The 25,266-nt window shown below is 59.4% G+C and carries 22 protein-coding genes; 13 read left to right on the forward strand and 9 right to left on the reverse strand.

The annotated features are described in order from the left end of the window. Window positions 1–42: 42 nt before the first annotated feature. Window positions 43–1,167 (forward strand): GNAT family N-acetyltransferase, encoded by a 1,125-nt coding sequence (locus HFD92_RS12560; protein WP_167429042.1) that lies wholly within the window; start codon window positions 43–45, stop codon window positions 1,165–1,167. Here HFD92_RS12560 and HFD92_RS12565 read toward each other — a convergent pair. Next, window positions 1,164–2,996: an ABC transporter ATP-binding protein gene (locus tag HFD92_RS12565; RefSeq protein ID WP_009087928.1), complete on the reverse strand. Its 1,833-nt coding sequence runs from the start codon at window positions 2,994–2,996 to the stop codon at window positions 1,164–1,166. The genes HFD92_RS12560 and HFD92_RS12565 overlap by 4 nt on opposite strands. A 72-nt stretch (window positions 2,997–3,068) precedes the next feature. Between HFD92_RS12565 and HFD92_RS12570 the strand changes: the two genes are divergently transcribed. Further along, window positions 3,069–3,569: a GNAT family N-acetyltransferase gene (locus tag HFD92_RS12570; RefSeq protein ID WP_009087926.1), complete on the forward strand. Its 501-nt coding sequence runs from the start codon at window positions 3,069–3,071 to the stop codon at window positions 3,567–3,569. 35 nt (window positions 3,570–3,604) lie between these two features. Here the strand turns inward: HFD92_RS12570 and HFD92_RS12575 are convergent, their stop codons facing one another. After that, window positions 3,605–4,522 (reverse strand): sugar ABC transporter substrate-binding protein, encoded by a 918-nt coding sequence (locus HFD92_RS12575; protein ID WP_058956922.1) that lies wholly within the window; start codon window positions 4,520–4,522, stop codon window positions 3,605–3,607. A 422-nt stretch (window positions 4,523–4,944) separates the two neighbouring features. Here HFD92_RS12575 and HFD92_RS12580 point away from each other — a divergent pair, with 422 nt between their 5' ends. From HFD92_RS12580 to HFD92_RS12610, 7 genes are all read left to right on the forward strand, one after another. Next, the gene (locus tag HFD92_RS12580; RefSeq protein ID WP_167429043.1) at window positions 4,945–6,111 is read left to right on the forward strand and encodes an HD-GYP domain-containing protein; all 1,167 of its coding nucleotides are present in this window, start codon (window positions 4,945–4,947) and stop codon (window positions 6,109–6,111) included. A gap of 108 nt (window positions 6,112–6,219) precedes the next feature. Further along, complete coding sequence (kdpF, locus tag HFD92_RS12585) at window positions 6,220–6,309, forward strand: K(+)-transporting ATPase subunit F (RefSeq protein WP_009087918.1); 90 nt, start codon at window positions 6,220–6,222, stop codon at window positions 6,307–6,309. Further along, on the forward strand, window positions 6,309–7,997 hold the full coding sequence (kdpA, locus tag HFD92_RS12590) for a potassium-transporting ATPase subunit KdpA (RefSeq protein ID WP_046100787.1): 1,689 nt from the start codon (window positions 6,309–6,311) through the stop codon (window positions 7,995–7,997). The genes kdpF and kdpA overlap by 1 nt, the downstream gene beginning before the upstream one ends. After that, window positions 7,994–10,042, forward strand: a complete 2,049-nt coding sequence (kdpB, locus tag HFD92_RS12595) for a potassium-transporting ATPase subunit KdpB (RefSeq protein ID WP_058956927.1) — start codon at window positions 7,994–7,996, stop codon at window positions 10,040–10,042. Before kdpA ends, kdpB begins: the two co-directional genes overlap by 4 nt. 10 nt (window positions 10,043–10,052) lie before the next feature. Continuing rightward, entirely contained in the window at window positions 10,053–10,619 is a 567-nt protein-coding gene (gene kdpC / locus HFD92_RS12600) for a potassium-transporting ATPase subunit KdpC (RefSeq protein WP_167429044.1), read from the forward strand. 30 nt (window positions 10,620–10,649) lie between these two features. Further along, window positions 10,650–13,325, forward strand: a complete 2,676-nt coding sequence (gene kdpD / locus HFD92_RS12605) for a two-component system sensor histidine kinase KdpD (protein ID WP_111207838.1) — start codon at window positions 10,650–10,652, stop codon at window positions 13,323–13,325. 54 nt (window positions 13,326–13,379) lie between these two features. Further along, window positions 13,380–13,877, forward strand: a complete 498-nt coding sequence (locus HFD92_RS12610) for a TIGR00645 family protein (protein ID WP_009087908.1) — start codon at window positions 13,380–13,382, stop codon at window positions 13,875–13,877. A gap of 93 nt (window positions 13,878–13,970) precedes the next feature. Here HFD92_RS12610 and HFD92_RS12615 read toward each other — a convergent pair whose 3' ends face one another. After that, entirely contained in the window at window positions 13,971–14,927 is a 957-nt protein-coding gene (locus tag HFD92_RS12615) for a LysR family transcriptional regulator (RefSeq protein WP_150030132.1), read from the reverse strand. A gap of 93 nt (window positions 14,928–15,020) precedes the next feature. On the opposite strand from HFD92_RS12615, the gene HFD92_RS12620 reads away from it, so the two are divergent. The 4 genes from HFD92_RS12620 to HFD92_RS12635 all read left to right on the forward strand — a co-directional run bounded on the left by HFD92_RS12620 (window position 15,021) and on the right by HFD92_RS12635 (window position 19,084). Then, complete coding sequence (locus HFD92_RS12620) at window positions 15,021–16,223, forward strand: MFS transporter (RefSeq protein WP_009087904.1); 1,203 nt, start codon at window positions 15,021–15,023, stop codon at window positions 16,221–16,223. Between the two features lie 62 nt (window positions 16,224–16,285). Beyond that, the gene (locus HFD92_RS12625; protein ID WP_009087902.1) at window positions 16,286–17,632 is read left to right on the forward strand and encodes a sodium:proton antiporter; all 1,347 of its coding nucleotides are present in this window, start codon (window positions 16,286–16,288) and stop codon (window positions 17,630–17,632) included. A 22-nt stretch (window positions 17,633–17,654) separates the two neighbouring features. Further along, on the forward strand, window positions 17,655–17,999 hold the full coding sequence (locus tag HFD92_RS12630) for a hypothetical protein (RefSeq protein WP_009087900.1): 345 nt from the start codon (window positions 17,655–17,657) through the stop codon (window positions 17,997–17,999). 167 nt (window positions 18,000–18,166) lie between these two features. Beyond that, window positions 18,167–19,084 carry an alpha/beta hydrolase gene (locus tag HFD92_RS12635; protein ID WP_033736095.1) on the forward strand — a complete coding sequence of 306 codons (918 nt, stop codon included), beginning with the start codon at window positions 18,167–18,169 and terminating at the stop codon, window positions 19,082–19,084. Window positions 19,085–19,188: 104 nt separating this feature from the next. Here the strand turns inward: HFD92_RS12635 and HFD92_RS12640 are convergent, their stop codons facing one another. From HFD92_RS12640 to HFD92_RS12665, 6 genes are all read right to left on the reverse strand, one after another. After that, entirely contained in the window at window positions 19,189–20,268 is a 1,080-nt protein-coding gene (locus HFD92_RS12640; RefSeq protein ID WP_167429045.1) for a porin, read from the reverse strand. A 198-nt stretch (window positions 20,269–20,466) separates the two neighbouring features. Continuing rightward, window positions 20,467–21,213: a glycerophosphodiester phosphodiesterase family protein gene (locus HFD92_RS12645; protein ID WP_167429046.1), complete on the reverse strand. Its 747-nt coding sequence runs from the start codon at window positions 21,211–21,213 to the stop codon at window positions 20,467–20,469. A gap of 37 nt (window positions 21,214–21,250) precedes the next feature. Then, a complete protein-coding gene (locus HFD92_RS12650; protein ID WP_167429047.1) occupies window positions 21,251–22,354 on the reverse strand; it encodes an extracellular solute-binding protein in 1,104 nt (367 codons plus the stop codon). Window positions 22,355–22,385: 31 nt separating this feature from the next. Beyond that, the gene (locus HFD92_RS12655) at window positions 22,386–23,222 is read right to left on the reverse strand and encodes an ABC transporter permease (RefSeq protein WP_140925612.1); all 837 of its coding nucleotides are present in this window, start codon (window positions 23,220–23,222) and stop codon (window positions 22,386–22,388) included. Further along, window positions 23,222–24,088 carry an ABC transporter permease gene (locus HFD92_RS12660; RefSeq protein ID WP_167429048.1) on the reverse strand — a complete coding sequence of 289 codons (867 nt, stop codon included), beginning with the start codon at window positions 24,086–24,088 and terminating at the stop codon, window positions 23,222–23,224. Before HFD92_RS12660 ends, HFD92_RS12655 begins: the two co-directional genes overlap by 1 nt. After that, window positions 24,085–25,185: an ABC transporter ATP-binding protein gene (locus tag HFD92_RS12665; RefSeq protein ID WP_167429049.1), complete on the reverse strand. Its 1,101-nt coding sequence runs from the start codon at window positions 25,183–25,185 to the stop codon at window positions 24,085–24,087. The genes HFD92_RS12660 and HFD92_RS12665 overlap by 4 nt, the downstream gene beginning before the upstream one ends. Window positions 25,186–25,266: the final 81 nt, after the last annotated feature.

Below are 25,266 nucleotides of genomic sequence, written 5' to 3' on the forward strand. Positions count from 1 at the left end.
CTGCTTGACTGCATCTCTGCCCGCCGTTGTCTGGAGTTATTCATGTCGCTGATTCAACTGAACTCGCTGACGGCGATTCCCGCCGCTGAGTGGGATGCCCTGTTGCCGGATGACCAGCCGTTTCTGCGCCACGCCTTTCTGCTCACGTTAGAAGAGAGCGGCAGCGTGCGGCCTGCATCGGGCTGGCAGCCTGATCATCTGCTGTGGCAGGAAAATGGCGTGACCCGCGCCGCGCTGCCGGGCTACCGCAAACGCCATTCCCAGGGCGAGTATGTCTTTGATCACGCCTGGGCGGATGCCAGCCAGCGCGCCGGGATTCGCTACTACCCGAAATGGCTGGGGGCGATTCCCTTCAGCCCCGTCAGCGGTGCCCGTCTGCTGGGTGATTCCTCTGCCGCCGCAAACCTGCTGGCGGCCCTGCCTGAGCACCTGTTGCAGCAGGGCTTAAGCGGCGCGCACATCAACTTTACCGACGCGCAGGCCAATACCCTGCTGGCTGAGCAGCCCGACTGGCTGTCGCGGCTCGGCTGTCAGTATCACTGGCACAACCGGGGCTACCGCGATTTTCAGGATTTCCTTGATACGCTGATGTCGCGCAAGCGCAAACAGCTGCGCAAAGAACGTGAACAGGTGGCGCAGAGCGGCTTCGAATTTGACCGCTATCCGGGCCATCAGCTGCGGGAAGATCAGTGGGATTTTGTCTATACCTGTTACGCCAACACCTATGCGGTGCGCGGCCAGCGCCCCTACCTGACGCGGGATTTCTTCAGCCTGCTGGCGGAGCGGATGCCGCAGAATATTGTGGTGGTGATCGCCCGCTTACAGCAGCAACCGGCGGCGATGGCCTTTTATCTGCGCGACAGCAACACGCTCTATGGCCGCTACTGGGGCTGTCTGGCGGAGTTTGACCGGCTGCACTTCGAAACCTGTTTCTATCAGGGAATGGATCTGGCTCTGGATGAAGGGCTGGCGCGGTTTGATGCGGGTGCGCAGGGTGAGCATAAGCTGGTGCGCGGCTTTGAGCCGCAGATCACCCACTCCTGGCACTATCTGCTGCATCCCGGTCTGCGCGATGCGGTCGCCGATTTTCTGCAGCAGGAGCGGGAAGGCGTGCGCGGCTGGGCGGAAGAAGCGCGCGACGCCTTACCCTATCGGCGCGGCGATTAATCGACGCCGACAAACCCCCCGGTCTGATGCTGCCACAGCCGGGCATAGAGGCCGTTTTGCGCCAGCAGTTCCTGATGGCTGCCCATCTCGGCGATGCCGCCCTTATCCAGCACCACCAGCCGGTCCATCTTCGCGATGGTCGACAGGCGGTGCGCGATGGCGATGACGGTTTTACCCTGCATCAGCGACTCCAGACTCTCCTGAATCGCGGCTTCCACTTCTGAGTCGAGCGCCGAGGTAGCCTCATCCATGATCAGAATCGGTGCATCTTTCAGCAGCACGCGGGCGATCGCCACACGCTGACGCTGACCGCCCGACAGCTTCACCCCGCGTTCGCCCACGTGGGCGTCCAGTCCGGTGCGGCCCTGCGGGTCGGAGAGCAGGGGAATAAACTCGTCGGCGCGGGCGCGGCGGATCGCAAGCTGGAGCGCCTCTTCACTGGCGTCGGGACGGCCATAAAGCAGGTTTTCGCGGATTGAGCGGTGCAGCAGCGAGGTGTCCTGGGTGATCATGCCAATCTGGCTGCGCAGGCTCTCCTGCGTCACGCTGGCGATATCCTGATCGTCGATCACAATCCGGCCACCGTTCAGGTCATAGAGCCGCAGCAGCAGGTTAACCAGCGTCGACTTTCCGGCACCCGAGGGGCCAATCAGACCAATCTTCTCGCCGGGCTGAATGGTGAGGTTAAGGTGGTTGATGACCTGACGACCGCCACCATAATCGAAGCGCACATCTTCATAGCGAATCTGGCCGCGCGTCACCTTCAGCTGCTTCGCCTGCGGCGCATCCTGCACGCTCAGCGGCTGGGCGATGGTGTTCAGGCCATCCTGCACCATGCCGATATTTTCAAAGATGCCGTTGACGACCCACATGATCCAGCCGGACATGTTCACCAGGCGGATCACCAGACCGGTCGCCAGGGCAATCGCCCCGACGCTAATCAGCGACTGGCTCCATAGCCAGAGCGCCAGCCCGGAGGTGGAGACAATCAGCAGGCCGTTCAGCGCTGACAGCGTCAGATCCATGCTGGTGACCATGCGGCTGGCGTGCTGGGTTTTATCGGTCTGCTCCTGAATGGCCTCGCGCGCATACTGACGTTCCAGATCGCTGTGGGCGAACAGCTTGATGGTGGCGATATTGGTATAGCCGTCAACGATGGTGCCCATCAGCTTAGAACGTGCTTCTGAGGAGACCACCGAACGCGCCTTGACGCGCGGCACAAAGAAACGCAGTGAGGCGCTGTAGGCCACCATCCAGAGGATCAGCGGGATCATCAGCCGCCAGTCGGCATCGGCAAACAGGATCAGCGAGGTCACGGCGTAGATCAGGACATGCCAGATGGCATCCACCAGCTGCACCGCCGAGTCGCGCAGTGAATTGCCGGTCTGCATGATGCGCTGGGCGATACGACCGGCGAAATCATTCTGAAAGAAATTGAGACTCTGACGCAGCACGTAGTTGTGATGCTGCCAGCGGATCATACTAGTCATGCTCGGGCTGATACTCTGGTGCACCAGCATGTCGTGCAGGCCGATAAAGATCGGCCGCAGAATCAGCGCCACCGCCCCCATCCAGAGCAGCAGCGGCCAGTTATCCCGGAACAGCGTGGCGGGCGTGGCGTGATTGACCATATCAATGAGGCGGCTCAGATAGCCAAACAGCGACACCTCGATCAGCGCGGAGACCAGGCCTACCAGCAGCAGTGCCGCAAAACTGGGCCAGACCTGGCGCAGATAGTAGAGGTAAAAGGGCCAGACCGTGGAGGGCGGTGAATCGGTCGGCGCGTCATGAAAAATATTGATAAAACGCTCAAAACGGCGATACAACATAGCGAGGCTCTTTTCATCCGGTAAAGAGCTACAGCTTAGTGCATGAACCCCATCCGGCTAACAGGAGAAAATATGGAAATTGTCATACGGGCACGGGAACCGCAGGATGCTGCCGCCTATCAGCGGCTTTACAGTCACCCCGATGTTTACCCCTGGACACTGCAACTGCCGTTTCCCAGCGTCGCCCTCTGGGAGAAAAAATTCGCCAGGATGGATGCAGAGGGTTTTGTTGCGTTTGTCGCCGAAATCGACGGCGTGCTGGCCGGTGAGCTGACGCTGTTCGTCGACAGTAAGCCGCGTACCCGCCACTGCATCAGCTTTGGGCTGGGTGTACATCCTGACTTTGCCGGACGCGGCGTTGGTGAGCGTCTGATCCGCACCGCGATGAACTATGCCCGTAACTGGCTGGGGATCACCCGGATGGAGCTGGAGGTGTTTCACGACAACGAAAGGGCGCTGCGGCTCTACCAGCGGCTGGGCTTTGAACGGGAAGGGATGAAGCGCCAGGCCGCCCTGCGTGACGGGCAGCTGCGCGATGTCGTGATGATGGCGAAGCTGCTGAACGACGCGTAATAAACGGCGCGGTCACGCGGCCGCGCCAGTCTGCGTCACGGGTTCTTCGTGCTGTATTGCTGCATATTCTGCTGCGTGACCAGCTCAAACGGGATCCACTGATGGGACGCTACCTTCTGGCCTTTAATCATCTGCTGCGCCACCTCAACCGATTTTCTGCCCTGACCCACGGCATCCTGGAAAACCGTGACCGCCAGTTTGCCGCTCGCCAGCGCTTTCAGGCCATCCGGCGTGGCATCAATACCGCCCACCAGAATGGTTTTCTTCGGCTTCGCCTGCGCGATCGCCATAGTGGCACCAATCGCCATTTCATCGTTGTTGGCGGCGACAATATCGATATCTTCGCCGTTCGACAGCCAGCTGAGCATTAAATCCATTCCCTCGTTGCGCGCATAGTTGGCGGTCTGTTTCAGCACCACTTTCATCCCGGGATACTTTGCGACCACCTGCTCCACATCCCGGGTGCGCTGCAACGCACCCGCATCGCTAAGATTACCGATCATAATGGCGACCCGGCCACGATAGCCGGCCTGTTTTGCCAGCGCCTCCATCTGCAGCGTGCCCGATTCGCGCTCATCTGAGCCGACAAACACCACGCCCGGAGGCAGGGTTTTATCGCCCGGCGTGCGGTTAACGTAAACCAGCGGAATGTGAGCCTGCTGCGCCAGGCGGGTCAGGGCAGGGGTGCTGGCGGAGTCGACCGGATCGACGATAATCGCATCCACTCCGGCGCTGATAAAGCTCTGCACCTGATCGGTCTGACGACCCACATCGCCGCGCGCATCTTCAAACTGCGCATCCAGCTTTTGCGCTTTTGCCTCTTTATCGATCGCCTGGCGGATAAGGGTGAGAAAGTTCTGGTCGAAATAGGCCATCGACACGCCAATTTTCTCTGCCAGCGCCGACGTGGAAAGAGCGAGCAGACAGAGAATTGCCCATGCACATTTTTTCATTGCGGACTCCCGAGGTTAACCGGATGGAATGGATTTTTCATTTATTCTGAGAATGGACAAATAAGATCATTTGCAGCTTATGAAGGAGAGCCAGGTTTGACAACCGCCTCTTTTCACTCTTGCTGGCGCCGCCACACTTTGCCGGAAAAGCGTGGCGTTATTGCTGTCAGCGCCGGTGAAATACTCAGCCAGCCCACACTCTGTGCGATGGCAATCCTGCTGTTTTTGCTGGCTACAGCACTGATTGAGCGCGTCGGTAAACAGGGTGAATGTCCTGCGTCCTGTAAATAACAAAAAGAAAGAAACGGGTATGACAGACATATCGTGTGCTGAACGCCGCCGCCGCACAAAACGGCCTGAAGAAAATTTGTCCAGCTGCCGATATCACCTTATCTCCCTCGCTGAGCTTAAGGAGTGATAGCGTGATAAAGCTGATTAACATTGATGAACTGCGCCCGGGGATGTTTATCCACAAGCTGGAAGTCTGGTGGATCAAAGACCAGCGCATTCGTAATGAGATGCTGATCGCCGATCCACGACAAATCGCCCTGTTACGCAGTGAAGGGATCCGCCAGCTCTGGATCGATCTCGATCGTTCAGTGCAGGCCCCGATCGCCACCGTGGTCGCGAAAAAAACCATTGGTCGCACCCCCTTTTTTCAGGAGCTCGATCAGGCCCAGCAGATCTTCCAGCAGGGCAAACCGAAAGTCCTGGCGATGTTCAACGAAGCGCGGCTGGGTAACGGCCTGAAGCTCGACTATATGATGAATCTGGTGGATGAAATCGCCGGATCGATCACGCGTGAACCTTCCGCCATGCTGAGCGTGGCGCGGCTGAAGAATCATGATGACTATACCTACCTGCACTCCATGGCGGTCTGCGGGCTGATGATTGCGCTGGGTAAAACACTCGGGCTGAACGACCAGCAGCTGCGGCGGGTGGGCATGGGCGGTTTACTGCATGATGTCGGTAAAGCGGCCGTGCCGCTGGCGATCCTCAACAAAGCCGGCAAGCTGACTGACGAAGAGTTCAGGGTGATGCGCGAGCATCCGGTGGTTGGCACGCAGATGCTGATAGAAGCTGACGCCGATGACGATCTGCTGGATATCGCCCTGCATCATCATGAGAAATATGATGGCAGCGGCTACCCGCACGGCCTGAAAGGGGAGGCGATTTCGCTCTATGCCCGCATGGCGGCGGTGTGTGACGTCTATGATGCTGTGACCTCAACCCGTGCCTATCGCAACGGCTGGACGCCTGCTGAAGCGATGCATCAGATGCTGAGCTGGCGCGGCCATTTTGACCCCGGCCTGCTGCACACCTTTGTGCGTACCATCGGCATCTATCCGGTGGGATCGCTGGTGCGTCTCGCCTCCGGCCGGGTGGCGCTGGTGGTCAGAGCGGGTGAAAAGTCGCTGATGCGTCCCTGTGTGCATGTGTTCTGGTCGCTGCACGCCCAGCGCGAAGTCAAACCGGAGGAGCTCGACCTTGGCGACAGTTTCTGCACTGACAGCATTGTCGGCGCAGAGGACAGCACGCTGTGGGGTAATGTCGATCTTAATCGTATCTGGGCGCTGGAAGTCGCCTGATATTTCGCCATTTTTACACTATTTTTACGCCCGCCCGCTGCATTTTAACCCCTTCTTTATACGCCTCCGCGCAAGCTATGCCCTAAATCCAAACCTCTGGAGGTTCCTGTGAGCGTGGGCGTAATAACCGGCATTCTGCTGGTGGTGTTGTTACTGGGCTATCTGATCTATGCCCTGTTAAATGCGGAGGCCTTCTGATGGCGGCCAATGCTTTCTTACTTATCGCCGTTTATCTGCTGCTGCTGATGGTGCTGGCGCAGCCGCTCGGCCGGGGTCTGGCGTCGTTAGTGGCGGATAAGCCGGTGTTTGCCCGCCTTGAAGCGCCGCTGTGGCGACTGCTGGGGGCGCAGCAATCTGACATGCGCTGGCCGCACTATCTGCTGGCGATTCTGCTGTTTAATGCGCTGGGTTTTGTCGTGCTGCTGGCGATTCTGCTGATGCAGGGGGCGCTGCCGCTCAATCCACAGCAGCTGCCTGGCCTGAGCTGGCATCTGGCGCTCAACACCGCCATCAGCTTTGTTACCAACACTAACTGGCAGTCCTACAGCGGTGAGAGCACCCTGAGCTATTTCAGTCAGATGGTGGGCCTGACGGTGCAGAACTTCCTCTCTGCCGCGACCGGCATTGCGGTGGCATTTGCCCTGATCCGTGGCTTCGCGAATCGCAGCATCGCCACGCTGGGCAACGCCTGGCGCGACCTGACGCGCATCACGCTCTACGTCTTACTGCCCATCAGCCTGCTGATGGCGCTGTTCTTTGTCAGTCAGGGCAGCATTCAGAACGTCCTGCCTTATCACAGCCTCTCCACGCTGGAAGGCGCGCAGCAGACGCTGTCGATGGGGCCGGTGGCGTCGCAGGAGGCGATCAAAATGCTGGGCACCAACGGTGGCGGCTTCTTTAACGCCAACTCCGCCCATCCGTTTGAAAACCCGAATGTGCTCACCAACTTCGTGCAGATGCTGAGCATCTTCCTGATCCCGGCGGCGCTCTGCTTCGCGTTTGGCGAAAGCGTGCGTGACCGTCGTCAGGGCCACATGCTGCTGTGGGCGATGACGCTGATGTTTGTGGCGGCGGTGGCGGTGGTGATGTGGGCCGAACTGCAGGGCAACCCGCATTTCCTCCAGCTGGGGGCTGACAGCGCCGTCAATATGGAAGGCAAAGAGACGCGCTTTGGCATTCTTAACAGCAGTCTGTTCGCCGTGATCACGACGGCAGCCTCGTGCGGTGCGGTCAATGCCATGCACGACTCCTTTACCGCGCTGGGCGGGATGGTGCCGATGTGGCTGATGCAGCTGGGCGAAGTGGTGTTCGGCGGTGTCGGAGCCGGCCTCTATGGCATGCTGCTGTTCGTGCTGCTGGCGGTGTTTATCGCCGGGCTGATGATTGGCCGCACGCCGGAGTTTCTGGGTAAAAAAGTCGATGTCTGGGAGATGAAAATGACCGCCCTGGCGATTCTGGTCACCCCGGCGCTGGTGCTGATCGGCACCGCTCTGGCGATGATGACCGATGCCGGACGCAGCGCTATGGCAAACCCGGGCATTCACGGCTTCAGCGAAGTGCTTTACGCCGTCTCATCCGCGGCCAACAACAACGGCAGTGCCTTTGCCGGACTCAGCGCCAACACACCGTTCTGGAACCTGTTACTGGCCGTCTGCATGCTGCTGGGCCGCTTCGGCATCATCATTCCGGTGATGGCGATTGCCGGGGCGATGGCGGCGAAAAAAGTGCAGCCGGTGGGCAATGGCACGCTGCCTACCCACGGCCCGCTGTTTATCGCACTGCTGATCGGTACGGTGCTGCTGGTCGGCGCACTGACCTTTATTCCTGCTCTGGCGCTGGGCCCGGTGGCTGAGCATCTGCAACTTGTTCAGGGACAATCCTCATGAGTCGTCAACAACAGGCGTTATTTGACGCAGCGCTGCTGCGCACCTCAGCCTGGGATGCGGTGAAAAAGCTCGATCCCCGGGTGCAGTTCCGTAACCCGGTGATGTTTGTGGTCTACCTCGGCAGCATCCTGACCTCGCTGCTGGCGCTGGCGATGCTGGCGGGCCGGATCGACGGCAGCGCCAGTTTTACCGGAGCGATTGCGCTCTGGCTCTGGTTTACCGTGCTGTTCGCCAATCTGGCGGAGGCGCTGGCAGAGGGGCGCAGTAAGGCCCAGGCGAGCAGCCTGAAAGGGGTGAAAAAGACCAGCTTTGCCAAAAAACTGTCAGCGGCGCGCTATGGCGCAGAGTGGCAGCAGGTGGCCGCCGATCAGCTGCGCAAAGGCGACGCGGTGCTGGTGGAAGCGGGCGACATTATCCCCTGCGACGGTGAAGTGCTGGAGGGTGGGGCCTCAGTGGATGAGAGCGCCATTACCGGCGAGTCCGCCCCGGTGATCCGCGAGTCGGGCGGGGACTTTGCCTCCGTGACCGGCGGGACCCGCATTCTCTCTGACTGGCTGGTGATCACCTGCAGCGCCAATCCGGGTGAAACCTTCCTCGACCGGATGATCGCCATGGTAGAAGGCGCGAAGCGTCGCAAAACGCCAAACGAGATTGCCCTGACCATCCTGCTGGTTTCGCTGACTATCGTCTTCCTGCTGGCGACCGTGACGCTCTGGCCTTTCTCGGCCTGGGGCGGAACGCCGGTCAGCGTTACGGTGCTGGTGGCGCTGCTGGTCTGTCTGATCCCGACCACGATTGGTGGCCTGCTGTCAGCAATTGGGGTGGCGGGGATGAGCCGGATGCTGGGCGCTAACGTCATCGCCACCAGCGGCCGTGCCGTCGAGGCCGCAGGCGATGTGGATGTGCTGATGCTGGATAAAACCGGCACCATCACCCTGGGTAACCGTCAGGCGACGCAGTTCCTGCCCGCGCCGGGCGTCAGCGAAGAGCAGCTGGCCGACGCGGCGCAGCTGGCGTCGCTGGCCGATGAGACGCCGGAGGGCCGCAGCATCGTGGTGCTGGCCAAGCAGCAGTTTAACCTGCGTGAACGCGATCTCAGCAGCATGGGAGCCACCTTTATTCCCTTCTCGGCGCAGACCCGCATGAGCGGCGTCAACGTGCAGGACCGGCTGATCCGTAAAGGGGCGGTGGATGCGGTGCGTCGCCACATCGAAGCCAGTCATGGCCGTTTCCCGGCCGAGGTGAATGCCCAGGTCGAAGAGGTGGCGCGCACCGGGGGCACCCCGCTGGTCGTCGCCGAGGGCGCAAACGTGCTGGGCGTGGTGGCGCTGAAGGATATCGTAAAAGGCGGCATCAAAGAGCGCTTTGCCGAGCTGCGCAAGATGGGTATCAAAACCGTGATGATCACCGGCGATAACCCGCTGACGGCGGCAGCGATTGCGGCGGAAGCGGGCGTGGATGATTTTCTCTCTGAGGCGACGCCGGAAGCGAAGCTGGCGCTGATCCGCCAGTATCAGGCGGAAGGGCGTCTGGTCGCGATGACCGGCGACGGCACCAACGATGCGCCTGCGCTGGCACAGGCCGATGTGGCGGTGGCGATGAACTCCGGTACGCAGGCGGCGAAAGAGGCGGGCAACATGGTCGACCTCGACTCGAACCCGACCAAGCTGCTGGAAGTGGTGCACATCGGTAAACAGATGCTGATGACGCGCGGTTCGCTGACCACCTTCAGTATCGCCAACGACGTGGCGAAATATTTTGCGATCATCCCGGCGGCGTTTGCGGCGACCTATCCGCAGCTCAACATGCTCAACGTCATGCAGCTGCACTCGCCCGCCAGCGCAATCCTCTCAGCGGTGATCTTCAACGCTCTGGTGATTGTCTTTCTGATCCCGCTGGCCCTGAAAGGCGTCAGCTACCGGCCACTGAGTGCCGCTGCGCTGCTGCGCCGCAACCTGCTGATTTATGGGCTGGGCGGCCTGCTGGTGCCGTTTGTCGGCATCAAAGCTATCGATCTGCTGTTAGTGTTATCAGGCATGGCCTGAGGAGCAAAAAATGAGTCAGTTACGTCCGGCAATTTTACTGTTGTTACTGCTTACCCTGGTCACCGGCGTGGTTTATCCTTTCCTCACGACCAGCCTGGCGCAGTGGCTGTTTCCGGCGCAGGCGAATGGATCGCTGCTGGAGGAGGATGGCGTGGTGCGCGGATCCGCGCTGATTGGTCAGAACTTCACGCAGCCCGGTTATTTCTGGGGCCGCCCTTCAGCCACCAGCGACAAACCCGATAATCCGCTGGCCTCAGGGGGCAGCAATCTGGCAGCCAGTAACCCGGCGCTGGACAAAGCCGTCGCGGAGCGCGTTGCGGCGCTGCGGGCCGCCAATCCGCAGGCGCCCGCCGCGGTGCCGGTTGAGCTGGTCACCACCTCAGCCAGCGGGCTGGACCCGGATATCTCAACTGACGCCGCGTTATGGCAGGCGCCGCGCATCGCCGCCAGCCGTAAGCTGCCGTTGGCGCAGGTCGAGGCGCTGATCGACCAGCAGACGCACCGTCCGCTGGTGCCATTCCTCGGCTCGCCGACGGTCAATGTGCTGCAGCTCAATATGGCGCTCAACGATCTGTAAGGCTGTTTCTGTTATGCCATTAAGGAAGCTATGAATCACGAACCCCAGCGTCCCGATCCCGACGCGCTGCTGCAGGCTAACCGCGAAACCCATCGCGGGCAGCTGAAAATCTACTTTGGTGCCTGTGCCGGTGTGGGCAAAACCTACGCCATGCTGCAGGAGGCGCAGCGGCTGCGCGCGCAGGGTCTGGATGTGCTGATCGGCGTGGTGGAGACCCATGAACGGCCGGAAACCGCGCAGCTGCTGACGGGATTGCCCCTGTTGCCGCGTCGTGCGACCGGTCGCTCGCGTCATGCGGAGTTCGATCTCGATGCGGCACTGGCTCGCCATCCGGCCGTGATCCTGATGGATGAGCTGGCGCACACCAACGTGCAGGGCTCGCGCCATCCCAAGCGCTGGCAGGATATCGAAGAGCTGCTTGAAGCGGGCATCGACGTGCTGACCACCGTCAACGTGCAGCATCTTGAGAGCCTCAACGATGTGGTCGGGGGTGTCACCGGCATTCAGGTGCGCGAAACCGTGCCCGATCCCTTTTTCGACAGCGCCGATGAGGTGGTGCTGGTCGATCTGCCGCCCGACGATCTGCGTCAGCGGCTGAAAGAGGGCAAGGTCTACATCGGTGACCGGGCAGAGCGCGCCATCGAAAACTTTTTTCGCAAAGGTAACCTGTTCGCGCTGCGTGAGCTGGCCCTGCGCCGCACCGCCGATCGGGTGGATGACCAGATGCGCGCCTGGCGCGATCAGCAGGGGCGGGATCGCGTCTGGCACACCCGCGACGCCATTCTGCTCTGCATCGGCGACGACAGCGGCAGTGAGAAGCTGGTGCGCACGGCCGCCCGGCTGGCGGCGCGGCTCGGCAGTGAATGGCATGCGGTCTATGTTGAAACGCCCCGTCTTCACCGGCTGCCGGAAGGACGGCGGCGGGCGATTCTGCGCACGCTGCAGCTGGCGCAGGAGCTGGGGGCGGAAACCGCCACCCTCTCCGAGCCGGATGAAGCCGAAGCGGTGCTGGGCTACGCGCGTGAACATAATCTGGGCAAAATCGTCACCGGCCGCCGTCCGCTGCGGCGCTGGCGGCGTGACAGTTTTGCCGAGCGGCTCGGCCAGCTGGGGCCGGATCTCGACCTGCTGGTGGTGGCGCTGGATGAACCGCTGAAGGATGCGCCGCATCCGCTGCCGGATGGCCGCCCGACCAGCGATAAATGGCGGATTCAGCTGCGTGGCGTGATGATGGCGCTGGTGCTCTGCATCGCCGTCACCGCCGCCGGGCAGTCGGTGCTGATCAACTTCGATCCCGCCAACTGCGTGATGATCTACCTGCTGGCGGTGGTGATCGTGGCGCTGCGCTACGGGCGCTGGCCGTCGGTGATCGCCACGGTGATGAATATCGTCGCCTTCGACCTCTTCTTTGTGGCCCCCACCGGCACGGTGGCGGTCTCCGACCTGCAATATCTGGTCACCTTTGGTGTGATGCTGGCGGTCGGGGTCATCGTCGGCAATCTCACGGCGGGCGTCCGCTATCAGGCGCGGGTGGCACGCTACCGCGAACAGCGTGCGCGACAGCTCTATGAGATGGCGAAATCGCTGGGCAGCGCCTTAACGCCGCAGGATATCGCGGCGACCAGCCAGCGGGTGCTGGATGCCACCCTGCAGGCGCGCTGCCTGCTGCTGCTGCCGGATGAGCAGGGCGAACTGCAGCCGGTCGGTGAGGCGTTACCGGCCAGCGAACCGGACCGCGCTATCGCGAAGTGGAGCTACAGCAAAGGCCAGCCGGCGGGGGCGGGCACCGATACGTTACCGGCGGTGCCTTATCAGATCCTGCCGCTGAAAAGCGGCGGGCACTGCCGGGGCCTGCTGGTGGTGGAGCCGCAGAATCTGCGTCAGCTGATGATCCCTGAACAGCAGCGGCTGGTGGAAACCTTCACGGTGCTGATTGCTAACGCGCTGGAGCGGATGGCGCTGTCGCACAGCGAGGCGGCATCGCGGCTCTCGGCGGAGCGGGAACAGCTGCGCAATGCGCTGCTGTCCGCCCTGTCACACGATCTGCGCACCCCGTTGACCGTGCTGTTTGGTCAGGCGGAAATGCTGATGCTCGACCTGGCCAGCGATAACTCAAAATATGTGCCGCAGGCCAGCCAGATCCGCGAGCAGACGCTGAGTACCATCCGGCTGGTCAGCAATATGCTGGATATGGCGCGCATTCAGTCAGGCGGCCTCAATCTGCGTGAAGAGTGGCTGGCGCTGGAGGAGGTGATTGGCGGGGCGCTGAGCAGCATGGCACCGTCGCTGAAAGGGCATGAGGTGCAGCTCGACCTGCCGGATGATATCGTGCTGATCAAAGGCGACAGCACTCTGCTGGAGCGGGTCTTCACTAACCTGATTGAAAACAGCCTGAAGTATGCCGGTAACTGTGCGCCGCGCGGCATCCGGGCGTGGCGTGCCGCAAACCGGCTGGAGATCTCGGTCTGGGATGGCGGGCCGGGCATCGCTGAAGGGGACTTAAGCCGGATATTCGATAAGTTTTCGCGCGGTGATAAGGAGTCTGCCGTACCGGGCGTCGGGCTGGGGCTGGCGATCTGTAAAACCATCATTGAGAGCCACGGCGGCCAGATCTGGGCGGAGAATCGGACCGAAGGCGGCGCGGCCTTTCGTCTCTCGCTCCCCCTGCCGCCGGTTCCGGAAATTTCTGACGACGAGCTGAAATAACTTCACAGTGAATCGGTTATACTCCCGGACCTGTCTGATTACGTGTGGGATTGTATGGAACGTTTTACCGAAAACCTGATGTATGCATCGCGCTGGTTGCTGGCCCCGGTTTACATTGGACTTTCGCTGGGATTGCTGGCGCTGACGATTAAATTTTTCCAGGAAATAGTCCACCTGCTGCCCAACATTTTCAGCATTGCGGAAAACGATCTGATCCTGCTGCTGCTGTCGCTGGTCGATATGACGCTGGTTGGCGGTCTGCTGGTGATGGTGATGCTGTCAGGCTATGAGAACTTTATCTCGAAGCTCGATATCGACGAAGACAAAGAGAAGCTGAGCTGGCTGGGCAAGATGGACTCCGGCTCACTGAAGAACAAAGTGGCCGCCTCTATCGTCGCCATCTCTTCAATTCACCTGCTGCGGGTGTTTATGGAAGCGCGCAACGTCGATAATGATAAGCTGATGTGGTACGTGATTATCCACCTGACCTTCGTGCTCTCCGCCTTTGTCATGGGCTGGCTGGATAAGCTGTCGCGCTACGATAAAAAGTAAGTCATTTCCTTTCCGGCGCGCCGCTGATGCGGGCGCCTGCTCTGCCTCCTCCTCCCGCGTCTCCCTGCCCAAATCCGCTAGCTGTGTCCGCTGTTACTCCGCCCTGTCTGAGCGGGCCGGTTGTGAGGCCGGACGGGTGCCGGTCAGCTGCGGCATCACCTCTTTGATCATGGCAAAGAAGTGTTGCAGCCTGGCCGGGTAGTAACTCGCCCACGGATAGGTCAGCCACACCGGCAGCGGCGGGGCCTGCCACGCGGGCATCAGCTGAATCAGTTTGCCCTCCGCCAGATCGTCCTGCACCGCCCACGATGAGACAATCGCCGCCCCCATGCCGGCCAGTGCCGCTTTACGCACGGCGTAAAGGCTGTCGCTGCTCAGCCGCGGCATAATCGGCAGGTTCAGCGGCTGGCCGTCATCTATTTTCTGCAACGCCACTTCATTACGGTAGAAGCTGGTGAGCGCCAGCCACGGCAGATCGCCCAGCTGTTCCACCCGCTCAATCGGCGGAAACTGGTCCAGCAGGCGCGGCGCCGCCACCACGAAACGCGGCACTTCTGCCAGCAGGACCGCCACGACCGACGGATCGCTGGGCGCGCCGACCTGAATGGCACAGTCCACATTCTCCGCGATGAAGTCGGGTGTGCGGTCATTCAGCATCCACTCTATATTGAGTCGGGGGTAGCGGTGCAGATAGTCCACCAGGGGATCGATCAGCTGATCCTGACCAAAGGCGTGCGGGGCGCGAACCCGCAGCGTGCCGATGGGATCGTCACTGGCCCCGGTCAGCTCATCTTCCAGCGCATGCCACGTGGCCAGCAGCTGCCGCGCCTGGGCGTAGCAGCGTTCGCCATCATCGGTGAGCTTCAGCGCATGGGTCGTGCGCAGAATGAGCTTCAGGCCGAGCCGCTGCTCCAGGATTTGCAGCCGCCGGCTGACGGTAGGCTGGGTGGTGCCGAGCTGTGCCGCAGCGGCGGAGAGGCTGCCGCTCTCAACAATACGGATAAAAGTCTGCATCAGTTCGATGCGGTCGCTGCCACTGGAATGATTCATACGCTCCACGCATAACGGTTTTGCCTGACGTCAGTCTACCGCGTATAACCGCAATGCGCTTAAATAGCGGCACGAAATGATGAGGATGACACCATGTCAGCAATAGAAAACCCAACCCGAAACGAACCGCTCTCTGCTCCGCTGGTCTTCACCCTGGCCGCCGGGGCCGGGCTCAGCGTGGCGTCGATTTACTACAGTCAGCCGATGCTGGATATCATCAGTAAACAGTTCAGTGCGGGCATCGGCGCGGTCGGCATGGTGCCGATGCTGACGCAGGCGGGCTATGCGCTGGGCATCCTGCTGCTGGCCCCGCTGGGCGATCGCCATGACCGGCGCACGATTATCTTTATCAAGGGCCTGCTGCTGGTCGCCGCACTGCTGCTGTGTGGCTTTTCCGCGGGGCTCAGCGCGCTGCTGATCGCCAGCTTTGTGACCGGCCTGACCGCCACCGTGGCGCAGGATATTGTCCCGGCGTCGGCGGCGCTGGCTCCGGAACGCAGCCGGGGTAAAACGGTCGGCACGGTGATGACCGGCCTGCTGGTGGGAATTCTGCTGTCGCGGGTCGTCAGTGGCGTGGTGGCGGAGTATTTCGGCTGGCGCACCATGTATCTGATTGCGGCGCTGTCGGTGCTGCTGATTACGCTGACGCTCAGGCGGGTGCTGCCACGCTTTACGCCGGGCACCACCGTAAGCTATCCGCGCCTGTTGCTGTCGCTGGTGCATCTGTGGCGTCACCACCAGACGCTGCGCCGCGCCGCCCTGGCTCAGGGACTGCTGTCGGTAGGCTTCAGCGCCTTCTGGTCGACGCTGGCGTTAATGCTCAGCGATCGCTTTCATCTGGACAGCGCCGTGGCCGGGGCCTTTGGCTTAGCCGGGGCGGCGGGGGCGATGGCGGCCCCGCTGGCGGGCAGCTTTGCCGATCGCATCGGCCCGGCGCGGGTCACCCAGGCCGGTGCCGCCCTGGTGACGCTCTCTTTTGCGCTGATGTTCCTGCTGCCCGTGCTGCCTGTCCCGGCGCAGCTGGCGCTGATTGTGATCTGTACCATCGGCTTTGATCTGGGCGTGCAGGCCACGCTGGTCGCGCACCAGACGCTGGTCTATGGCCTGGCACCTGAGGCACGCAGTCGCCTCAATGCGCTGCTGTTCACCGTGGTGTTTATCGGTATGGCCAGCGGGGCGGCACTGGGCAGCCTGGCGCTGGCGCACTGGGGCTGGAATGGGGTGGTTGCGCTCTCTACCTTAGCCGGGGCGGCCGCGCTGGCGGTGCGCTTCGCCAGTCGCCACCTGAAAAACTGATCGTCTCGCCCTTCAAAAAATGTGCCAGGCTTATTGATAAACCCGAAATAAGCTGGAGCATTATGAACTTTTTAGCCTGGACAGCAGCGACGGGCGGCCTTCTGCTGCTGATGTCGCTGGCTTCCGGTTGGATTCACCGGGGGCCAGTCACCTCATTTGGTCTGTTTCTTATCGCGGGCATACTGTGCGGCCCGTGGGCGTTTGATGTGGTCCACATCGATATCGTCACTCATTCCGAGGCCGTGGCCCACATTACCGAAATCACCATGGCCGCCTCGCTGTTTATCACCGGACTCAAGCTGCGTCTGCCGTTACAGAATAACTGCTGGCACACCGGGCTGAAACTCGCCTTTCCCGCCATGCTGCTGACCGTGGCGGCAATGACCCTGCTGGCCCATTTCCTGGTGGGATTAGACTGGCCGGTTGCGCTGGCGTTTGGTGCCATTGTCGCACCGACGGACCCGGTGCTGGCCAGCCTCATCTCGGTAAACGATGCGCAGGATGATGACTCGTTGCGGGTGGCAATCTCCAGCGAAGCGGGCATGAACGACGGCTCCGCGCTGCCGCTGCTGGTGCTGGCGCTGCTGCTGTTCAATGGCGAGAGCCTGAGCGGGGGGATGCTGGCTCACTGGGGCGCGGTCGAGGTGATCTGGGCGATTGGCGCCGGGCTGCTTATCGGCTTTGTCATGGGGCAGATGATCGGTGTGCTGACGACCCGGTTGCGCAATGCCAATGGCGATGTGGCCCCCAACGATTTCCTCGCGCTGGCGCTGATCGCGCTGAGTTATTCGCTGGTGGAGTGGCTGGGCGCCTCTGGCTTCCTGGCCGCCTTTGCCGCCGGACTGGGGCTGCGCCGCGCCGAGCTGGGGGTGTTTCGTCGTCATCAGCCGGAGGATCTCTCTGATGATGAACGGGTTCTCCCCTCTGAGGCGCTGGTCAATCCCAATAAGCGGCTGGCGCACCAGGGCAATAACAATATGGTGAAGTCGATTGGGTTTGTAGTAGGCGACGCCCTCTCTTTTGGCGATACTATTGAACGTCTGCTGGCGGCTGGCATGATGGTGGTGCTGGGCGTGACGCTGGCACAGCACTGGAATATCTACGGCGTGCTGCTGGGCCTGGTGCTGTTTGTGGTGGTGCGCCCGCTGGCCGTCTGGCTGGTCACGCTGCGCGCCGGGCTGCCGCTGGGTCAGCGTCTGCTGATTGGCTGGCTGGGCATCCGCGGAATCGGCAGCCTGAACTATATTGCCTATGCCTGGACGCACGGCATGGAAGGCCCGCAGATGGAAATCATGACGAATATGGCGTTAACGCTGGTGGTCTGCAGCGTGGTTGTCCACGGCACCACCGTGTCGCCGCTCCTGAACTGGCGTCAGAAGCGCATCGAAGCCCTTCAGCGCAAAGTTTAATCCGAACAAACAGGAGTGAAGAATGAAAGTAACCCAGATTATCCTGCTGAGCCTGCTCGCCTCCGGCAGCGCGCTGGCGGCGGACGACGCTGACACCGAACAGAATGTCTACGCCAGTCAGCTGTGTCACATCGTCAGCAGTGAAAAAAAGGTCGCCAGCGCGGATCAGTATGTGGAGCAGATGAAATCTGACGTGGCGCGCAGTAAATCCTCATCGGCGATGAATCAGCCCGAATTTGATGAAGAATCGGCGCGGGAAGTCGCCAGTGCCTGGCTGCAGCTGGGTGACGATGAACGCGCCAAACTGCGCGTCAACGAACAGCAGTGTGAGCAGGCTGTGATGGCGCAGTTCCAGCAGGAAGATTAACCGGGCCGCACGGTATAAAACGCGCCTGCGGGGCGCGTTTTTTTATGGCTTTTCACCCGGCATTGCGTACATAATCGCCAGCGTCTGGCACCAGACTTGCATCTGTTGATTCTTTTGCAGCACACCGCAACGGTCTGCTCTCTTACTGGCATCACTTAACAGGCACTATGATTACGCGTCGACGCTTTATTCTCGGCACGGGAGCGCTTGGGCTCTCCATGACCACCGGCAAATTATTTGCCCGCGATGACATTATTCCCCTCTGGCCGGACGATCCGCCCGGCGGCGGTGGCCCGTCGGGCCAGCTGCACATTAACAGCAGCGGTTCGTGGTCCAATATCGTCAGCCCGGCGATCCAGCGTTTCAAACCGGAAAATCCCAACGGCGAAGCGGTGCTGATCGCCGCAGGCGGCGGCTATCGCTGGATCGGCATGGGGCGCGAAGCCTGGCCGGTGGCGCGCTGGCTGAACGCCAATGGCTACACCGCCTACGTGCTCAGCTACCGGCTGCCGCATGAGAAGTGGCAGGCGGGGCGGCTGGCTCCGCTGCAGGATGCGCAGCGTGCTATCCGGCTGGTGCGATCGTTTGAGCGCAGGGTGCATGTGCTGGGCTTCTCGGCCGGTGGCCATCTGCTGGGGCTGGCGGCGGCGCGCCCGGACTTTGAATCCTATCCGGCCATCGACCCGCTGGATGAAGTGGTGCCCGCCGTCGACAGCGTGGGCCTGATCTATCCGGTCATTACCCTGGAAGCGCCCTATCAGCACACCAGCACGCATCTGATGATGGTCGGCAAAAATGCCACCCCACAGGATGAGGCAAACTGGTCAGTGCAGAACTTTGTGACCCGGCGCTATCCGCCCACCTTCCTGGCGCAGGCGGAAGACGATCACACCTCCAACCCGTTTAACACCGAGCTGATGCGCGACACCTGTCGGCGTAATCGCGTGCCGGTTGAGCTGATTCAGATCAGCAAAGGCGGGCATGGATTTGGTCTGGGCAAAGCGGGAACGCCCGCGGCGTTGTGGGATCAGGCCTATGTTAAGTGGCTGGAAACCCCTCATCAGGCTGCGTCCCCGGCCCTGTAATGATTCCCCCTGCGGCTGACGTAAAAAAAGCTGGCATGAGCCAGCCTCGCTAAGTGCGCGTTGTCAGGTATGAAGCCATGCTGCACAAAACAGGAGCAGCCGGGTCAGAACTGATAGGTCAGGCCCAGACCGATACTGTTTTTCGTCGTAATGCCGGTGGCACGCGTAAAGTCGTTGTCCTTCAGCAGGTTAATGCGGTAGTCCACGTAGGTCAGCATGTTCTTGTTGAAATAGTAATAGGTGCCCACCGCAATATATTTCTGCATCGTCTGGCTGCCTCCGGCAAAATTCCCTGCGCCCTGCAGGTTTTCGCCACGCTGCATGACAAAACCGACAGAAGGGCGCAAACCGTTCAGGAACTGGTACTGCGCAATCGCCTCAACGTTATGGGTTTTGTCGGCGACCTGTGCCAGCTGTCCATAAGGCGTAACGTCACTGGCTTCGCCATACATGGCGGCCAGATAGAGCTGGCTGGCATCATATTTTGCAGAGGTGACCCAGGCGGTGGCATCGTCTCCCTGACCGTCAGCTTGCTGGATCAGCGTCCGTTTTGCTTTCATCCCTGCCGCCGCAATGCTCAGCCCATCGGTAATGCTGTAAGTCATGCCAGCACCGTAGCCATCCCCGTTAGCCACTTTAGCGATGGCGCGGTCATTTTTTCCCTGATACTGCAGGGTCAGCTTTAACCCACCCCACGCCGGAGAGTGCCAGGTCGCGAGGCCGGTTGAGCGTTTTGACAGGAAGTTATCGTTGGTAGTCATAGTGCCGGAACCGTAGACCGGTGCCATGTCCGTATAGGCAGAGGCAACGTACAGCACCCCAAAGCTACGGCCATAATCGAACGAGCCGAAGTCGGCCAGTTTAAGACCGGCAAACCCTAAGCGTGTGGCATTACCCGTTTGCGCGTCGCTACCGCCTTCACTGTGATTCAGCGGGAAGTTATATTCCCATTGACCATAACCGCTAAGCCGATCGTTAATTTGCGTCTCACCTTTAAAACCCAGGCGTGCGTAAGAGTTGTCGCCATCTTCTGCAATATTATCTGAGAAAACATGACGCGCATCGACTTTACCGTACAGGTCGAGTTTATTTCCATCTTTATTATAAATCTCAGCGGAGTATGCAGAAAATGAGGCCAGAAAACAGATTGCATACGGCGCGGCGGCTTTTATTTTATTGTGCATATCATCTACCCTTATCCGTTAACTTAAGCATGAGGAGGTAACCGCGCAGAGCGGCATTTATTTCACTATGACTTTCGTCTTCCAGAATGGCTAAATAATAAAGGCGTTATAGCGGCCATAAAGGTTATGGCCATTTTTATAATGAATTTCCCTGGTGTTACCGATTTATGGCTGAGAACGTCCTGAACAATTTTTTATTCAGAATGCTAAGTCGGGGATATCGCTTAATACCGTTTGCGCACCCGCATCAATATATTTCCTGGCAAGAACCGGGTCATTGATCGTGGCAATCGCAAATTCAATACCTGAACGAGCCAGCCGCTTCAGGTCTTCGTCCGTCGCGAAGTCACCCAGGAAATGCAGGATCTGGCAACCCGTTCTGGCGAGGAGCGCCTCGGGGTCTTTGGGCGGGACGCAAACTGCCAGGCCGCGCGGGACGTCAGGCATAAGCTGTGCGGCAACCTGCAGCGAAATCTCCGAGAAGCTGCTGATAAAGAGCTTCTTCTCATCTGCAGGCCACAGTGACTTCAGCTGAGCGATAGCAATCTCCGCCGTTTCCACTTCCTGTCCGGAGGTGGGTTTGATCTCCAGTTGCAGCCCGACGCCTTTATCCAGAACAAACGCCACTGTTTCAGCCAGCGTCGGCACTTTTACGCCTCTGAAAAGGTGGCCATAACACACGCCCGCCTCCAGCGATCGGATCTCATCCAGGGTTAAGTTCGCCACATAGCCTTTGCCATTTGTTGTCCGGTCCACGGAATCGTCATGAATAATGACCGGGTGTCTGTCTTTGGTGAGTTTGACATCCACCTCTATCCACGTCGCTCCATGTTCAACAGCCGCCTGAAACGAAGGCAGCGTGTTTTCCGGTGCCAGCAGCGGTGCTCCCCGATGGGCAATCAGGCGGGCATTCACTACGCGTGCAGGGGTTTTTTTTGTCGACATTCCTGGCTTTACCTTCTGTTAGGGTTTTATCGCAGGTCTACCTGAGCAAAACCTGGTTAGAGAATTCGGTTCTGACTTCATCACCCAGCGGTTTAGGCATGAACTGGGTGCCATGAACGCGCTCTTTGCTGTCGATCAGCCCGGCATCACGATTCACTTCTCTGTTTTGCGGCGTAATGCCATAAACCTGCTGGAACAGCCGCTGGGTGGTGGGCAGCGTCAGCCAGTGGATAAACAGCAACGCTGCCGCTTTATGGGGGGCATTTTGTGGTATCGCCACCATATTTCCGCCGCCGGGCATGCCGAAATCGGGGACATAGAGCCGGATGGTTTTCGGGACTTCACCGTGGTTTTCTAATCCCACCAGGTAATCTTCCCAGGCGGGAACCAGCAGGAATTCACCGCTGACCAGTCGGGTGACGCTGTCGGCGTTGGAGGCCGTAATGATGTAGTTAGGACGCTGCTGTCTGAACCAGTTCCAGGCGGGCTGGAGAGCCGTCAGGCTTTTTACATCCGCGTCGCCTTTGGTGAAATCAAAACCCGGCACCTGCGTGCGCGTCACCGATTCAATAAAGGCCGGGCCGGAACCGCCGTTTTCAACGTTGAAGCCAAATTCCTGAGGATGAGCCTGCAGGAAGGCCGTGAGCTGCGGCAGGGTTCGCGGCAACTCACTTTCTTTCAGCCGGCGCGAATCGTAGGCCAGACCGGTCTGATTGCCCCAGAATGCCACGCCATAGCCTTTACTGTCCGTTCCCTCAATGGTGTAGTTCAGGGTTTTGCCTTCCGGCAGTAGTCTGTTAATCGGGCCAAAAAACGTCTGCTGAGGCGAGACGGTTCCGAATGCGCCCCCGCCAATCGAAAACAGATCAATATCGCCCGTTTCCCGTCCGCGGTCAGCCATGAGCTTATTAATGTTGCCCTGAAGTGTGCCTTCAGACAGGGTAACGTTAATACCGTACTGTTTTTCAAACAGGCTGACCTGCTCTTTTAACCGATCCTGGTAATACCATTGATACCAGGTCAGTTTCCCCTCCTTTTTCGCCTGTCCGACAATCTGTTCCCAGTTCATCGTGTTTAAATCCTGAGCCGGGCTACAGAAAGCCCCGGCCAGCAATAATATTGCAGCAGCGAGTCTGAACATATTTTTCCCCAATAACGCGTATTAAAGAGTGTCAGCCTTTTCCCGCAAAGGAGGCGACAGGATTTTTTGTCAGTAATTTTTCTGCAATCAACATTAAAATGACATTCGGTACAACCAGCATTAAAGAAATGACCGCCGCATTGGGTCGGATAAAGTTATAACCCAGATAAGAATAGAGAATGGCAGGGACGGTAATAAAATCGGGTGAGCCCACAATAAAACTTATGGCGAACTCCTCTATGGATAACGTAAAGACAATAATTAATGCGGCAAATATTCCCGGTCTGAGGGTGGGCAGGCAGGCCACTAAAAACCGGTTCATCGCCGAAGCGCCCATATCTCGTGCCGCATCGAGCGTGTCCTGGCGTATCTGCGAAAACGACAGGGTCAGAATGCGCACGGCATAAGGCATCAGGATAATCATATGCCCCAGTAAAATGCCGCCAAACCGGCTGTGAATGCCCACCACGTTGAGCAACATGGAAAAAAACAGCGCGACGACAAAGCCCGGAACGATAAGCGGCAATAAGATCGCATTCTGTAAAAGGTGTTTGCCCGTAAACGACATTCTGCCAAACGCCCACGCGGCAGGCAGAGACAACATCAGCGTGCAGACGGAGACGGCTGCCGCCAGTAAATAGCTGTTCCTGAGCGCCTGCGGTAACGCGGTCGTGGTCCAGACCTCCACCCAGCGTCCCAGTGAGAGAACCGGCGGCAGGGCATCTGGCCATGCCCACGGATGGGTTTTATCGACCAGTGACCACAGCACGGTCAGCATAAAGGGAATAACCAGCCACAGCATAAACAGGGCGGCGATAAGGGTCATCATGACGATACGCAGCGGGGATAAGGTCTCTCTGGCTCTCATTATCTCTGTTCTCCGGCTTGTTGCAGCCACTTCGCCAGGGCGGCAAGCACGACTGCACCGACAAAAGCCGCCAGCATTAAAATCACCGCGACAACGGCCGCAAGATTCCAGCCCTGTGCGCTGATTTCAGGGAAGCGCAGCATGTATTGCGAAAGAGAGAATACGCTGGTTGGCCCCGCAACGACCTGGAAGGAAAAGTCACCCAGGGCGCCGATGAAGATCAGCACCAGCGATACCTGAACGGATCTGACAGATAAGGGCAGGATGATCTGTAACAACCGGGCACGCTTGCCGGCACCTAAATCCCGCGCGGCATTGAAAATTTCATCGCCAATCGCGCGCAGGCTGCCGGTCATGATCAGCAGCGCATAGGGAAGCTGTTTCCAGACCTGCAAAATAATCACGCCAATGCCCCAGCGGTCATTCTGCATTCTCATGGGGTGAGAGAGGATCCCCAGCCGGACCAGGCCCAGGTTAATAAAGCCCTGCCAGGAAATCAGGTTGATAAACAGCAGCGCAGCCACCAGCCCGTGTACCATCAGCGGGGCTTTGAGTAAGCCGCTCATCAGCATTGAGCCGGGGAAAGGCTTTCTCAGCCAGAGTGCCAGCGGAAGCGCCAGGGCAACGGACAGCACCGCACTGATCACGCCGATTCTGAGCGAGTAGCCTGTCGCGCGCCACAGCTGGCTGTCATTCAGAATGGTTTGCCAGTAGTGAAGCGTAAAGCGCGCCGGGGCGCCAAAATTAAACAGGCCAACGGATTGCGCCAGTGCCATGATCACAATCAGCATCAGTGTGATGATGACCGGCGCGACCGCAGGCAGAACCAGCAACCAGCAGAGCCTGTTCCGGGTGCGCGTTTTCATGAATAGCTTTCCCGTAAAAAGCGGATCTTGTCTGGCGGAAGAGAGAAATTAACGGTGTCCCCTTCGCGGATGGCGCTTTTACCGACCAGCTGGATGCACCACTGATATTCCGTTTCTTCATGGCCCAGCGGATGAACCTGGAGTTCAGAAAGGTTGCCCAGAAAACTCACCGCGCCGATCTCAAAGGCCCGCGTATTTTTTCCGGCACGCTGTTCGCTGAGTACGGCATCCTCAGGGCGCCAGAAGGTATAGACCTCGTCCGATACAGGCGGCACAGGGCTATGGATTTCCATTTCGCCCAGTACGCACGCAATGCGATAAATACCGGTGCTGTTGTCGCTCTCCAGTACGCGGGCTTTCATGACGTTAGCCTGACCGACGAAACCGGCGACAAAGCGGTTTACCGGGGAATAGTAGATCTCATCCGGCGTTCCGGTTTGCTCAATCTTTCCGGCATTCATGACCACCACAATGTCAGACATCGACAGGGCTTCTGCGCGGTCGTGGGTAACATAAATGGCGGTAAACCCATGGACGCGCTGAAGCTGTCTGATCTCCAGTCGTACCTTGTCGCGTAATCTGGCATCCAGATTTGACAGTGGCTCATCAAACAACACGATTTCCGGACGCACGGCCAGCGCTCTGGCCAGCGCGACACGCTGCTGCTGACCGCCGGATAACTGCGCTGGCAGTTTAGATAAATGGGCATTTAACGAAACCTGCGCGGCGGTCTGCGCGACGCGAACGTGAATGTCTGTTTTTTCCATCTTCCGTTGCCTGAGGCCGAACCCGATATTTTCAGCAACGGAGAGGTGAGGAAACAGCGCATAGGACTGGAAGCACATCGCCGTATCGCGATGTTCAGGTTTGACATGATGCATGTCCTGCTGGTGGATCAGGACGTTGCCACTATCAAGCGTGTAGAAGCCGGCAATAACTTTAAGCAGCGTGGTTTTGCCACAGCCAGAGGGGCCAAGCAGGGAAACAAATTGCCCTTTTCTGGCCTGCAGTGAAATGCCGTTCAGCGCGACAAAATCGTCGAACGTCAGCATGGCATTGTGAATTTCTAGCGTGTTCACGTTGAGCGGCTCCGTCATAGAGTGCCAGGGACTTTTTAATTAATGCGAGGCGCATAATAATTTGGCGTATCGGAGTTAAGCAATTTCAGGCAGGTTAAG

Origin of the sequence: Pantoea sp. EKM101V (genome assembly GCF_011800325.1) — a bacterium.
Classification (GTDB): domain Bacteria; phylum Pseudomonadota; class Gammaproteobacteria; order Enterobacterales; family Enterobacteriaceae; genus Pantoea; species Pantoea anthophila.

Excerpts from the sequence above, each read along its gene's own strand:
- HFD92_RS12615 (WP_150030132.1), bottom strand. The coding sequence starts at position 14,927 with ATGAATCATTCCAGTGGCAGCGACCGCATCGAACTGATGCAGACTTTT.
- HFD92_RS12610 (WP_009087908.1), top strand. The coding sequence starts at position 13,380 with ATGGAACGTTTTACCGAAAACCTGATGTATGCATCGCGCTGGTTGCTG.
- HFD92_RS12625 (WP_009087902.1), top strand. The coding sequence starts at position 16,286 with ATGAACTTTTTAGCCTGGACAGCAGCGACGGGCGGCCTTCTGCTGCTG.
- kdpA (WP_046100787.1), top strand. The coding sequence starts at position 6,309 with ATGGCGGCCAATGCTTTCTTACTTATCGCCGTTTATCTGCTGCTGCTG.
- HFD92_RS12660 (WP_167429048.1), bottom strand. The coding sequence starts at position 24,088 with ATGAAAACGCGCACCCGGAACAGGCTCTGCTGGTTGCTGGTTCTGCCT.
- HFD92_RS12560 (WP_167429042.1), top strand. The coding sequence starts at position 43 with ATGTCGCTGATTCAACTGAACTCGCTGACGGCGATTCCCGCCGCTGAG.
- HFD92_RS12630 (WP_009087900.1), top strand. The coding sequence starts at position 17,655 with ATGAAAGTAACCCAGATTATCCTGCTGAGCCTGCTCGCCTCCGGCAGC.
- HFD92_RS12635 (WP_033736095.1), top strand. The coding sequence starts at position 18,167 with ATGATTACGCGTCGACGCTTTATTCTCGGCACGGGAGCGCTTGGGCTC.
- kdpD (WP_111207838.1), top strand. The coding sequence starts at position 10,650 with ATGAATCACGAACCCCAGCGTCCCGATCCCGACGCGCTGCTGCAGGCT.
- HFD92_RS12620 (WP_009087904.1), top strand. The coding sequence starts at position 15,021 with ATGTCAGCAATAGAAAACCCAACCCGAAACGAACCGCTCTCTGCTCCG.
- HFD92_RS12645 (WP_167429046.1), bottom strand. The coding sequence starts at position 21,213 with ATGTCGACAAAAAAAACCCCTGCACGCGTAGTGAATGCCCGCCTGATT.
- HFD92_RS12575 (WP_058956922.1), bottom strand. The coding sequence starts at position 4,522 with ATGAAAAAATGTGCATGGGCAATTCTCTGTCTGCTCGCTCTTTCCACG.
- HFD92_RS12655 (WP_140925612.1), bottom strand. The coding sequence starts at position 23,222 with ATGAGAGCCAGAGAGACCTTATCCCCGCTGCGTATCGTCATGATGACC.
- HFD92_RS12565 (WP_009087928.1), bottom strand. The coding sequence starts at position 2,996 with ATGTTGTATCGCCGTTTTGAGCGTTTTATCAATATTTTTCATGACGCG.
- kdpB (WP_058956927.1), top strand. The coding sequence starts at position 7,994 with ATGAGTCGTCAACAACAGGCGTTATTTGACGCAGCGCTGCTGCGCACC.
- kdpC (WP_167429044.1), top strand. The coding sequence starts at position 10,053 with ATGAGTCAGTTACGTCCGGCAATTTTACTGTTGTTACTGCTTACCCTG.
- HFD92_RS12665 (WP_167429049.1), bottom strand. The coding sequence starts at position 25,185 with ATGACGGAGCCGCTCAACGTGAACACGCTAGAAATTCACAATGCCATG.
- HFD92_RS12650 (WP_167429047.1), bottom strand. The coding sequence starts at position 22,354 with ATGTTCAGACTCGCTGCTGCAATATTATTGCTGGCCGGGGCTTTCTGT.
- HFD92_RS12570 (WP_009087926.1), top strand. The coding sequence starts at position 3,069 with ATGGAAATTGTCATACGGGCACGGGAACCGCAGGATGCTGCCGCCTAT.
- HFD92_RS12640 (WP_167429045.1), bottom strand. The coding sequence starts at position 20,268 with ATGCACAATAAAATAAAAGCCGCCGCGCCGTATGCAATCTGTTTTCTG.